Origin of the sequence: Bordetella genomosp. 5 (assembly GCF_002261315.1) — a bacterium.
GTDB lineage: Bacteria > Pseudomonadota > Gammaproteobacteria > Burkholderiales > Burkholderiaceae_B > Bordetella.
This window is the reverse complement of sequence record NZ_NEVP01000004.1, coordinates 267,180-279,142: the sequence shown is the minus strand read 5'-3', so window position 1 is coordinate 279,142 and position 11,963 is coordinate 267,180. Positions and strand designations below refer to the sequence as shown.

At 66.8% G+C, this 11,963-nt stretch carries 10 protein-coding genes and 1 pseudogene; 8 read left to right on the top strand and 3 right to left on the bottom strand.

All coding sequences use genetic code 11. The annotated features are described in order from the left end of the window. The first annotated feature begins 49 nt into the window (after window positions 1-49). The 4 genes and pseudogenes from CAL25_RS06785 to CAL25_RS06765 all read left to right on the top strand — a co-directional run bounded on the left by CAL25_RS06785 (window position 50) and on the right by CAL25_RS06765 (window position 5,044). Window positions 50-1,624, top strand: a complete 1,575-nt coding sequence (locus CAL25_RS06785) for an ABC transporter substrate-binding protein (protein WP_094799185.1) — start codon at window positions 50-52, stop codon at window positions 1,622-1,624. Window positions 1,625-1,627: 3 nt separating this feature from the next. Next, on the top strand, window positions 1,628-2,947 hold the full coding sequence (locus CAL25_RS06780) for an acyl-CoA thioesterase/bile acid-CoA:amino acid N-acyltransferase family protein (RefSeq protein WP_094799184.1): 1,320 nt from the start codon (window positions 1,628-1,630) through the stop codon (window positions 2,945-2,947). After that, window positions 2,947-4,088, top strand: a pseudogene (locus CAL25_RS24575) (CMD domain-containing protein). The gene CAL25_RS06780 and the pseudogene CAL25_RS24575 overlap by 1 nt, the downstream one beginning before the upstream one ends. 122 nt (window positions 4,089-4,210) lie before the next feature. Further along, window positions 4,211-5,044 (top strand): class I SAM-dependent methyltransferase, encoded by an 834-nt coding sequence (locus tag CAL25_RS06765; protein ID WP_094799182.1) that lies wholly within the window; start codon window positions 4,211-4,213, stop codon window positions 5,042-5,044. 64 nt (window positions 5,045-5,108) lie between these two features. Here CAL25_RS06765 and CAL25_RS06760 read toward each other — a convergent pair whose 3' ends face one another. The 3 genes from CAL25_RS06760 to CAL25_RS06750 form a co-directional block, all read right to left on the bottom strand. Further along, window positions 5,109-6,416 (bottom strand): acyl-CoA thioesterase/bile acid-CoA:amino acid N-acyltransferase family protein, encoded by a 1,308-nt coding sequence (locus CAL25_RS06760; protein ID WP_094799181.1) that lies wholly within the window; start codon window positions 6,414-6,416, stop codon window positions 5,109-5,111. Window positions 6,417-6,424: 8 nt separating this feature from the next. Next, the gene (locus CAL25_RS06755; RefSeq protein WP_094799180.1) at window positions 6,425-7,411 is read right to left on the bottom strand and encodes a Bug family tripartite tricarboxylate transporter substrate binding protein; all 987 of its coding nucleotides are present in this window, start codon (window positions 7,409-7,411) and stop codon (window positions 6,425-6,427) included. Window positions 7,412-7,549: 138 nt separating this feature from the next. Beyond that, entirely contained in the window at window positions 7,550-8,524 is a 975-nt protein-coding gene (locus CAL25_RS06750; RefSeq protein WP_094799179.1) for a LysR substrate-binding domain-containing protein, read from the bottom strand. Window positions 8,525-8,697: 173 nt separating this feature from the next. Between CAL25_RS06750 and CAL25_RS06745 the strand changes: the two genes are divergently transcribed. From CAL25_RS06745 to CAL25_RS06730, 4 genes are all read left to right on the top strand, one after another. Next, window positions 8,698-9,609 (top strand): amino acid ABC transporter substrate-binding protein, encoded by a 912-nt coding sequence (locus CAL25_RS06745; protein ID WP_094799178.1) that lies wholly within the window; start codon window positions 8,698-8,700, stop codon window positions 9,607-9,609. A 132-nt stretch (window positions 9,610-9,741) separates the two neighbouring features. Continuing rightward, on the top strand, window positions 9,742-10,488 hold the full coding sequence (locus CAL25_RS06740) for an amino acid ABC transporter permease (RefSeq protein ID WP_094799177.1): 747 nt from the start codon (window positions 9,742-9,744) through the stop codon (window positions 10,486-10,488). A 9-nt stretch (window positions 10,489-10,497) separates the two neighbouring features. After that, a complete protein-coding gene (locus tag CAL25_RS06735) occupies window positions 10,498-11,187 on the top strand; it encodes an amino acid ABC transporter permease (protein WP_094799176.1) in 690 nt (229 codons plus the stop codon). A gap of 37 nt (window positions 11,188-11,224) precedes the next feature. Continuing rightward, entirely contained in the window at window positions 11,225-11,959 is a 735-nt protein-coding gene (locus tag CAL25_RS06730; protein WP_094799466.1) for an amino acid ABC transporter ATP-binding protein, read from the top strand. Window positions 11,960-11,963: the final 4 nt, after the last annotated feature.

The window sequence follows — 11,963 nt, the reverse complement described above, 5'->3', positions numbered from 1 at the left end:
CGCGCCCACCTATGTATACGAACCGCTGTCCCTCGAGAGGATCCTGACCATGAAACACCGTCTTCTGAATACCCTGGCCGCCGCGCTGCTGGCGGCCTCCGCCTCGGCCGGCGTGCACGCCGAATCGCTGTCGATCGGCTTCGCCGACCCGCTGTCCTCCCTCGACCCGCAGCTCAACAACCACGCCGGCGACCGCTCCGTGGCCCTGCACTTCTGGGACCTGCTGGTCGAAAACAAGTGGAACAAGCTGCAGCCCGGTCTGGCCCTCTCGTGGAAGCCGCTGGACGACAAGACCTGGGAATTCAAGCTGCGCCCCAACGTGAAGTGGCAGGATGGCCAGCCCTTCACCGCCGACGATCTGATCTACTCGTACACCCGTGCCAAGGCCGTGCCGGGCAGCGTCGCCACCTACGCCGGCTACCTGCGCACGATCGAATCGATGAGCGCGCCCGATCCGCTGACCTTCGTCGTCAAGACCAAGGCGCCGAACCCCGACCTGCCGCTGAACCTCGCGTCGGTGCACGTCGTGAGCAAGCACGTGGGCGAGAAATCGAGCACCGAAGACTACAACTCGGGCAAGGCCATGATCGGCACGGGCCCGTACAAGTTCGTCTCGTACACCCCCGGCGACCGCGTCCTGATGGAACGCAACGACGCCTACTGGGGCGACAAGCAGATCTGGGAGAAGGTCAACTACCGCTACATCAACAACGCCGCCTCGCGCACGGCCGCGCTGCTGGCCGGTGACGTCGACGTGATCGACAAGGTGTCGGTGTCCGACCTCGAGCGCCTGTCCAAGGCGCCGAACATCTCGGTGTATCCCTACGCCGGCCTGCGCGTGATGCTGCTGCAACCCAGCTTCAGCGACAAGCCTTCGCAATACATCACCGACAAGAACGGCAAGCCGCTCGACAAGAACCCGCTGCTCGACGTGCGCGTGCGCCAGGCGCTGAACCTCGCGATCAACCGCAAGGCCATCGTCGACCGCGTGCTGCAGGATGCCGCCACCGAAGCGAACCAGTGGATGCCCGAAGGCACCTTCGGCTACAACCCGGACATCAAGAACATTCCGTTCGACGCCGCGCAGGCCAAGAAGCTGCTGGCCGAAGCCGGCTACCCCGACGGCTTCCAGCTGACCATGCACGTGCCCAACGACCGCTACCCGCAGGGCCCGGAAACGGCCCAGGCGGTCGCGCAGTTCTGGACCCGCATCGGCGTGAAGACCAACGTGGAAGTCGTGCCGTGGGCCGTGTACTCGGGCCGCGCCAACAAGAACGAATTCGCGATGAGCATGCTGGCCTGGGGCAACGGCACCGGCGAAGCCAGCTACGCGCTGGTCAACATCCTGGCCACGGTCGATCCGTCCAAGGGCCTGGGCGCGTCCAACTGGGGCCGCTACAGCAATGCCAAGGTCGACCAGGCGCTGGACCAGTCCACCTCGGAATTCGACGTGCCCAAGCGCGAAGCCATCCTGCGTGAATCGGCCAAGGTCGTGAGCGAAGACGCCGGCATTCTGCCGCTGTTCCACTACAAGAACATCTGGGCGACCAAGAAAGGCCTGAAGGTCACTCCGATGACCAGCGACCGCACCGCGGCGCAGATGGTCACCAAAGTGGCGAAGTAAGCCATGATCACGCTGACCCTCGAACCGGCCGACGATCTGATCGACGTGCCGCGCCAGGTGCGCGTGAGCGGCGCCGTGCCGGGCCAGGGCGTGACCCTGCGCACCCGCACCGCGCGCGCGGGCGTGACCTGGACCAGCGCGGCCACCTTCGTGGCCGACGCCACCGGCACGGTCGACCTGTCGCGTGACGCGCCTGTGTCCGGCAGCTATGCCGGCGTGGCGCCCATGGGCCTCATCTGGTCCCAGGTGCCCGAGGTGGCGGGCAAGCGCGAGCTGTTCAACCAGAACGTGACCGAGCCGCTCGTGACCACCGTGAGCGCCGAAGTGGGTGGCGGCACCGGCGCGGGCGTGGCCGAAGCCACACTGGTGCAGCGCCTTGCCGCCGAGGGCGTCACCCGCACCGAGGTGCGCGAAGACGGTCTGGTCGGCACGCTTTACCTGCCGCCCGGCCCCGGCCCGCACCCCGCCGTGCTTATCCTGAACGGCTCGGGTGGCGGCATCAACGAACCGCGCGCGGCGCTCTATGCCTCGCGCGGCTACGCCGCCTTCGCGCAGGGCTATTTCAAGGCTCCGGGCCTGTCCGACTACATCTCCAACACCCCGCTGGAGATGTTCAAGCAGGGCATGGACTGGCTGCGCCGCACGGTGCGCCCGCTGCACGACTTCGTCGCGATCAGCGGCCAGTCGCGCGGCGGCGAGCTGGTGCTGCTGCTGGGCGCCACCTACCCCGAAGACGTGTCCGCCGTCGTGGCCTACGTGCCGGGCGCGGTGGTGCACAGCGGCCAGAACGCCGCCGACCCGGCCGTCGGCCGCGAAGGCCCGGCCTGGCTGCTCGGCGGCAAGCCGGTACCGCACGTGTGGGAGAACAACCGCACCGCCACTTGGAAGCCCTTCGACGAAGGCCCGGCGCCCCACCGCCACGAACGCGCGATCCTGACCGCGCTCGAGGATCCCGACGCCGTCGCGCGCGCCCGCATCCCGGTCGAGCGCATCCAGGGTCCGGTGATCCTGCTGTCCGCCACCGACGACGGCTCCTGGCCCTCGAGCCTGTACTCGCGCATGGTGCGCGACAAGCTGGCCGAGACGCGCCATCCCTATCCGGTGGAGTGGCTCGACTACCAGGATGGCGGACACTTGATCCTCTTCCCCTATGTGCCGACCACGCAGCACGTCTATGCCCACCCCGTCTCGGGCAAGATCAGCACCAGTGGCGGCACGCCGCACGACAACGCCCGCGCCGACGCCGAATCCTGGTCCGGCGTGCTGCGCTTCCTGAAAGACGCCGTGGCGGCCCGCGCCGCCCGCACCAAGGAGCAAGCCTGATGGCCTCGCAAACGCTTCCCGCCTATGACCCGGCCAACGATCTGATCGATCGTCTGCTGGGCCTGAACGCCGCCGATCCGCTTTACGCCGTTCGGCACCAGCGCGACAAGGTCGCGGCCGCCACGCAAGGCAGCTACGACGCGCTGTTCGACCCCGACCTGCCGGGCCTGGCCCTGACGGACCGGCTGCTGGTGGCGCAGTACGCCTGCCGCATCAGCGACGCGAGCGAGCTGGCCGCGCACTATCGCGAGCGGCTCGTGCAAGCCGGCGCCAGCGCCGACCTGCTGGCGCTCGCCGATGGCGGCGCGCCCGAGGCAGCGAAGGATGCCCGCATCGCCGCCATCCTGGCCTACACGCGCACGCTGATCGAAAACCCCGTCGAAGGCGACCGCGCCGCGCTCGACACGCTGCCCGCCGCCGGGCTGAGCACGCCGGCCGTGGTCACGCTGTCGCAACTGATCGCCTTTCTTTCGTATCAGACCCGCCTGCTGGCCGGTCTGAAGGCCATGAAAGCGCTGGAGCAAGCCGCATGAGCACGCAAAACCCCAATGTCATCAGCACGCTGATCAAAGCCCACGGCTTCACCAACGAAACGCTGGGCTGGAAGGCCTGGCTCGATACGGTCAAGCTCGACTCCGCCACGCCCGAGCAGATCGCCGTGCTCGAAGAGAGCCATCCGAAGGCCAAGGTCTCGGATTACTACCTCTTCCTGGTGCACCAGCCCGAGATCCTGCGCCAGCGCTCCACCGCGTTCAACGCCATCATGTACGCCCCCGGCGGCCTGTCGCGTGCGGAGCGCGAGCTGGGCGCGACCGTGGTGTCGCGTGTGAACGGTTGCGTGTACTGCGCGTCGGTCCATGCGCAACGCTTCGAGCAGCTCGCCAAGCGCAACGATGTCATCACCGAGGTGTTCGAGGATCCGGCCACGGCCGGCACCACCGAACGCGAGCGCGCGATTTCGGCGTTCTCGATCAAGATCACCGAGTCGCCCGCGGCGATCGGCCCGGCCGACATCCAGGCCCTGAAAGACGTGGGACTGAATCAGGGCGAGATCCTGGACCTGCTGCATTCGGACGCCATCTTCGCCTGGGCCAACCGGCTCATGCTGAACCTGGGCGAGCCGGTCTTCCCGCAGGCCTGAGCGGCGCCACGCCCTCGGCCACGCGCGCCCGGCCCCTCGCGGGCTCGGGCGCGCCCATTCGGTAAAATAGCGCTTTCGCCTCTCTCGGGCCGCGCCCTGCGCGCCGCCCTCCCGCGCTTCCGATGTCCAATACCCACGAAATCCGCCCCGGCCAGTCGATCGAGCTGCTCAAGGCCCTGCACATCCTGACCCGCGACGGCAAGATGAACCAGGACAGCCGCCGCAAGCTCAAGCAGGTCTATCACCTGTTTCAGTTCATCGAGCCGCTCATGCAGGACGTGAAAACGGACAAGGGCAGCGTCACGCTGGTCGACCACGGCGCGGGCAAGTCGTATCTGGGGTTCATACTCTACGACCTGTTCGTCAAGGAGCTGAAAGACAGCTCGCACATCTACGGTATCGAAACGCGCCAGGAGCTGGTGCAGACCTCCGAGGCGCTCGCCTCGAAGCTGGGTTTTGGCGGGATGTCGTTCCTGAACCTGTCGGTCGCCGATTCGATCACGTCCGACAAGCTGCCCCCCACGGTCGATATCGTCACCGCGCTGCACGCCTGCAACACCGCCACCGACGACGCGATCCGTTTCGCCCTCGAAAAGAAGGCGCGCCACATCGTGGTCGTGCCCTGCTGCCAGGCGGAGGTCGCGTCGGTGCTGCGCAAAAACAAGCAACGCGCGCTGGCCGACCCGCTGGCGGAGATCTGGCGCCATCCGCTGCACACCCGCGAGTTTGGCAGCCAGATCACCAATGTGCTGCGCTGCCTGCAGCTCGAGGCGCATGGCTATCAGGTCAGCGTGACCGAGCTGGTGGGCTGGGAGCACTCGATGAAGAACGAGCTCATCATCGCGCAGTACAAGGACGCCCCGCGCCGCAAACCCTCGGAACGCCTGACCGAGATGCTGGAGCGCATCGGGCTGCAGGAGCTCAAAGACCGCTTTTTCGTGCCCGCCGCGGCCTGAGCGCGGCCAGGCCGGCCGCCGCGCGCCGTTCGGCTCGACGCCGCGCCGCGTGTTGCGCGGCGCTTCAGCCTCCGGCCGCGCTCGTGCCCGACGCGCGGCCCAGAAACTCGAGCACCGCCAGATACGAGCCCTCGTTGCCCGCCGCGTTGGCCGACGGGGTCCCGCCCGCGTCGAGCAGCAGGCCCGACATCGCGTGGGGTTTGGCGATGAGCGTGCCGGGTAGATACGGGTAATGCACGTGGTGGCCCGCGCCCATGCAAACATGATGAAAGGTCGGCAGGCCGTGTTGCTGGCGCTGCCGCATCACCACTTCGGAGTACGCCGTGCTCGGCCAGAACCCGTCGTCGGACGCGCTCACCAGCAACACGGGGCCCGGAAAACGCTCGACTGGAATACGCGCCCGCTCGAACGCCGCCGCATCGCGCGAGGCGCTCAGGAACGCATGCGTCTGGCGGTACGGCGGGTCGGTGGCATAGGCCGCGTCCCAGTTGGCGCTGGCGTTGTTCTGCCACAGATGCGGCAGAGGCTGGCCGTCGAGCGTCCAGACCTGCGCGTCGCGGCCCGTGCCCGGCGACCCGGCGCTCACCACGCCGTGCGTGACGGGCGACGGCACATAGGCGACCACGGCGCTCACGAGGTCGGGGAAGTGCGAGGCCACGAGCAGCGAGGTCTCGCCACCCCGGCTGATGCCCGATACCGCCACGAAACCGTCGCGCGGCTTGAGCTCGGCGCGAGCCCAGCGCAAGGCGCGCTCGAAATACTCGAGCGGCATGTCGTTCAGGTACTTGGGCCGCCCTTCGTAGTTGAAGATGGCCAGTGCCAGACACTGATAGCCGCGCGCGGCAAACAGCGCGGCACGCGGCGCGTTCACGCCGCCCGACGAGCCGTTCATGTAGATCACCAGCGGGTGCGGACCCGGGCCGGCGGGCGTATAGAGCTCGCCCGACAGCGTCATGCCGCCCAGGTCCGCGCGGATCGCGCGGTGGGTCACGCCCTCGTCGACGAAGTCCTGGATGAGCGTGGCCTGCGCGCTGCGCGTGCCATCGGTGGCCTCGAGCCGGATCACGAGCGGATCGGTGCGGTCGGGCGGAAACACCACCTTGCCCATGTCTTCGCACACCATCGACCACACCAGGCCCATGGCCGAGGGCTCGTTGTAGCTACCCGACACCGGGCAATCACGCGCGAGGTCGAGGCTGCCTTCGTGGCCCGCCATGAACACGGCCTGCGAGCGCCAGGGCGCGCCGCACATCGTCATCGAGGCGGTCACGGTGATGAACGCATACGGCGCGAAGCCGTCGATGCGGATCTCCCGCGCCACGTCGATGAGCGCGACTTCGGGGTTGACGATAATGGCGGCGCGGTCGGTCACGGCGGTCCTCAGCTCTTCAGGTCGGTCTTGGGTACGTTGTTGGCCTTGATCACGCCCGCCCACATGGCGGACTCTTCGGCGATCACCTTGTCGAGATCGGCGGACGAGGTGAACTCCACCTGCACGCCCTGCTCGGCAAACTGCTTGATCAGCCCCGGATCGTTGGCGCCTTGCCGCACGGCGTCTTCGAGCACCTTGACCACCGGCGCCGGCATCGCCGCCGGGCCCGAGATCATCATGCGGGTGTACAGCTCGAAGTCGTCCACCCCGGCCTCTTTCATGGTGGGCACGTCGGGCAGGCTGGACAGCCGCTTGTCGGCGGTCACCGCCAGCACCTTGAGCTTGCCGGTCTTGATGTGACCGAGCGCCGAGGTCGGGAAGTCGAAGGTGCTCTGCACCGTGCCCGCCATCAGATCGATCAGCGCCGGCGCGCTGCCCTTGTACGGGACGTCCTGGAACTGCGTGCCCGTCTTGGACTGGAAATGCAGCAGCGCCAGATGATTGATGACGCCGCGGCCCGCGTGGGCGCAGGTGATCTCGCCCGGCTTTTTCTTGGCCAGGGCAATGAAGTCCTTCACGTTGTCCACGCCCAGCTCGCCGTTCACGATCAGCAGCATGGGCGACTTGCCCATCGAGCCCAGCTGTTTGAAGTCGGATTGCTGATACGGAAGATTGTTGTACAGCAGCGGGTTGAGGATCATGCCGTTGGTGCCGGCGAAACCCAGCGTGTAGCCATCGGGCTCGGCACGCGCCACCGCCACCGTGGCGATGATGGCCTGACCGCCGGGACGATTCTCGACCACGACGTTTTGCTTCAGGACCTGACTCATGCGCTCGGCCAGAGCGCGCGCGGCGATGTCGGTCAGGCCGCCGGGCGCGAAGCCCACGAGCAGCCGCACCGGCCGATTGGGAAAGGCACTCTGGGCCCATGAGGGACGAGCGACCAGCGGCAGCGCGGCAAGCGCGCCCAGGGCCTGGCGGCGGGTGTATCGCATACGGTTCTCCGGACAGACAAAGATCTTGCGCGCCGGGTCGGCGCGCACGGACGTTGACGAAAGGAAGGCGGCACAGGCCGGCCGCGGAACCGCGGGCGGTCACACGTACGGTATGTTGTATGCAATCGGTAGGGGGGGCTATCTAGGGATATCCCGGTCGTGTCGTGCCCGAGCCCGTCGCGCCGCCGGGGGCCGCGCACGAAGATCGGCCATTTCCTCGAGCATCAGCGCGCGGGCATGGCGCGAGAACACGGTCACCAGCCGCGTGCGCGTGTGCGCCGGCGGATAGAGCAGCGCCACCGACACCGGCACGGCAGGACTGAACGGCCGCATTTCCACGCCATTGACCTCGTACTCTTCACGCGCCGCCAGCGGGTTGATGAGCGACACGCCCAGCCCTGCCCCGACCAGCGCGCAGATCGACGCCCCCAGACCGGCCTCGGCGACCACCTGCCGCTCGACGCGCGCCTTGGCGAACACCGCATCGATGCGCTCGCGCAGCGGCGTCGTGCTCGTGAACGCCACGAACGGCTCCCCTGCGAAATCCGCCGGCTTGATCCGCGCCAGCCGCGCGAGGCGATGGCCGCGCGGCATCACGGCCACGCAATTCATGGCCAGCACCGGCTCCACCTGAATGCCCGGCGCATCGCCCGACAGCATGGCCAGGCCCAGATCGCAGAACCCGGAGCTGATCCAGTTGTGCACGGTGCTGGCGTTGCCCGAATGGATGGACACCATCACGTCGGGGTATTCGAGCTTGAACTGGGCCACGATGCGCGCCAGCAGCCCGCCGGCCAGCCGCGGCATCGCGGCCACGCTCAGCCGGCTCGCGCTGAACGAGCGAATGCCGGCCGCCGCCGACTCCAGGCCCGCCAGCCCCAGAAATGTCTTCTCCACCTCCTGAAAGAAGCGTGCCCCGTCGAGCGTGGGCGTGAGGCGGCTGCCGTTGCGATCGAACAGCGCGAACTGCGTAATGGCCTCGAGCTGCGCGATCAGGCGGCTGATGTGAGGTTGCGAGGTGTGCACGCTGCGGGCGGCGGCGGTCATCGAGCCGGTCATCATCACCGCCCGAAAGGCTTCGATGTGACGCAATCCCATGCGCTGTGTGGCCATATCAGATCCGTATAGAGCAATATCGAATTGGAATTGGATAAAACCATAGCGCTGGCCGATACTTTTTGCCAGTCGCGGGAGACACCGCGCAACGCGGGCCCCGCCGACGATCGGCGGGAACCGATCGTGAACACGCAAAAAACGCCGGTCCGTCCGGCGCCAAGGGAAAACAGATGAAAGCCATTGCAGCGCTCATTGCCGCCGCCAGCCTGGCCGGCCTCGCCACGTCCGCCTTTGCCGACGGCCCCAGCCGCCTCGACAAGATCCGTGAAACCGGCGTGATCACGCTCGGCCACCCCGAAACCTCCGTGCCGTTCGCTTACCTCGACGGCAACCAGAAGCCGATCGGCTACACGGTCGAGATCTGCCAGGAGGTGGCCCAATACGTGAAGGCCGCACTGAAGCTGCCCAAGCTCGAGATTCGCTACAACCCCACCACGTCGGCCACACGCATTCCGCTGCTGGCCAACGGCACCATCGATCTCGAGTGCGGCAACACGACCAATCTCGTCGAGCGCCACAAGTTCGTCGCCTTCGCCCCCACGACCTTCGTGGCCCAAGTGGTGCTGGTGGCGCGCAAGGATGGCGGCGTCGATCCGGACGACCTCGCGTCGTTCCGCGGCAAGTCGATCGCGGCTCAGGCGGGCGGCCAGACGTTCAAGCTGGTCTCGCAGCTCAATGCCCAGCACAAATACGGCATCACCATGGCGCCTGCCAAGGACACCGCAGAGACCCTGCTGATGGTCGAATCGGGCCGCGCGGCCGGCTCCGCCAACGATGACGGCATTGCTTACGGCTCGGTCGCGGCGTCAAAGAATCCCGACGCGTTCGTGATCGGCAAGAAGGGTCTGCAACTGGCCCCCTACGGCATCCTGCAACCCAAGGACGATCCCGCCTTCAAGAAGGTCGTGGACGACGCCGTCAAGGATCTGATGAAGACCGGCAAGGTGGCGGCGATCTACGACAAGTACTTCAATTCGCCGATTCCGCCCAAGCAGATCAACCTCAAGTACCCCATGAGCGACGCGCTCAAGCGCGCACTCGCCAATCCCACGGATTCGGGCGACCCCAAGGTCTACGAGTAAAGGTCGCGGGCGCACGGCACCCGTGCCGTTCGCCCGTGCATCCCGATCGAAGCGGGCGGCCCGCGCCGCGTCTGGCGGGCACGGCGCGGCCCTGAGCGGCCGCGTGCCGTCGCGCAATCATCAAGGCATCACATGAATTACGACTGGAGTTGGGGCATCTTTCTGGAGATGTCGCCCGACGGTGTGCACACGTTCCTGGAAACGTTGCTGATCGGCACCGGCTGGACGCTCGCGCTGGCGCTGACCGCGTGGATCTTCTCGCTTCTGCTGGGTTCGGTGCTGGGCGTCATGCGCACGGCCCGCTCTCGCACCCTCAATGTGCTGGGCGCCTGCTACGTCGAGCTGTTCCGCAACATCCCGCTGCTGGTGCAGATGTTCCTCTGGTATTTCGTTCTGCCCGAGCTGCTGCCCCACGCCTGGGGCACGGCCATGAAACAGATGCAGCAGCCCTGGGGGCAGTTCGTCCCCGCGGTGCTGTGCCTCGGCTTTTACGGCTCGGCCCGCGTTGCCGAGCAGCTGCGCGCCGGCATCCAGTCTCTGCCGCGCGGCCAGTTTCAGGCCGGCACGGCGCTCGGGCTGACCGAGGCCCAGGTGTATCGCTACATCATCCTGCCCGAGGCGTATCGCATCGTGCTGCCGCCGCTCACGTCGGAATTCATGGGCACGATCAAGTATTCCTCGGTCGCGCTGACGATCGGTCTGCTCGAACTCACCGGGCAGGCGCGCTCGATGCAGGAGTTCAGCTTCCACATCTTCGAAGCCTTCAGCGCGGCAACCGTGATCTACCTGATCCTCAACGGCATCGTGGTCATGGGCATGCGGCTGCTCGAACACCGGGTCGCCGTGCCCGGGCTGATCAGCGCCGCGAGCAAGAAGTAGGAGGACGTCATGGATAAATTCGATTTCGACGTCATCCTGGACGCGGCCCCCTACCTGTTCAAGACCGGCATGAGCTTCACGCTCACGCTCACCGTGATCGCCGCCATCGCCGGCCTGGCCCTGGGCACCTTGCTGGCCATGATGCGGCTGTCGCGCTTCAAATGGCTATCGGTGCCCGCGGGCATCTACGTCAACGTGATGCGGTCGATCCCGTTGCTGCTGGTGATCTTCTGGTTCTATTTCCTCGTTCCCTACATGGCGGCCTGGGTGATCGGTTCGCCCACGCCGCTGCGGGTCGGCGCGCTGAATTCCGCGGTCATCACGTTCACGCTGTTCGAGGCCGCGTACTTCTGCGAAATCATGCGGGCCGGCATCCAGTCGATCTCGCGCGGTCAGGTGTCCGCGAGTCTCGCCATCGGCCTGACGCCCTGGCAGGGGATGCGTCACGTCGTGCTGCCGCAGGCGTTGCGCAACATGACGCCGGCCCTGCTCACGCGGGTGATCATCCTGTTCCAGGACACCTCGCTCGTATATGTGCTCTCGCTCACCGACTTCCTGGGCGCCGCATCCAAGATCGGCCAGCGCGACGGCCGGCTCGTCGAGCTCTATCTCTTTGTGGCGGTGGTGTATTTCGTCATCTGCTTCACCGCCTCCCGATTGGTCAAACGGCTGGAGCGGCGCACCCGCGTGCTGCGCTGATCGCCCCTAAGGAATACTCATGACGCAACATTCTCCGATGATCGACATCCGGCAGGTCAGCAAGTGGTACGGCGACTTCCAGGTGCTCAGCGAATGCTCCACCCAGGTCGCCCGCGGCGAAGTGGTGGTCGTATGCGGCCCCTCGGGCTCCGGCAAGTCCACGCTGATCAAGACCGTCAACGCGCTCGAGCCCTTTCAAAAAGGCGACATCCTGGTCAATGGCACCTCGCTGGCCGACCCGCGCACCAACCTGCCGCGTCTGCGCGCCGAGGCCGGCATGGTGTTTCAGCACTTTGAGCTGTTTCCGCACCTCACCGTTACCGACAACCTCTGCCTCGGACAGGTCAAGGTGCTCAAGCGCGGCCGCGACGAGGCGCGCCAGCGCGCCCACGCCCTGCTCGACCGCGTCGGCCTGTCGGCGCACAAGGACAAGCACCCCGGCGAGTTGTCGGGCGGTCAGCAGCAGCGCGTCGCCATCGCGCGGGCGCTCTCGATGGATCCGGTGGTCATGCTGTTCGACGAGCCGACGTCCGCGCTCGATCCCGAGATGGTCAATGAAGTGCTCGACGTAATGACCGATCTGGCGGCCGAGGGCATGACGATGATGGTCGTCACGCACGAAATGGGATTTGCCCGCCGGGTCGCGCACCGCGTGATCTTCATGGACGCCGGTCACATCGTCGAGGATTGCCCCAAGGACGAGTTCTTCGGCAACGCCGACGCGCGCGCGCCCCGCACGCGCCAATTCCTTTCCAAGATTCTGCAGCACTGAACAT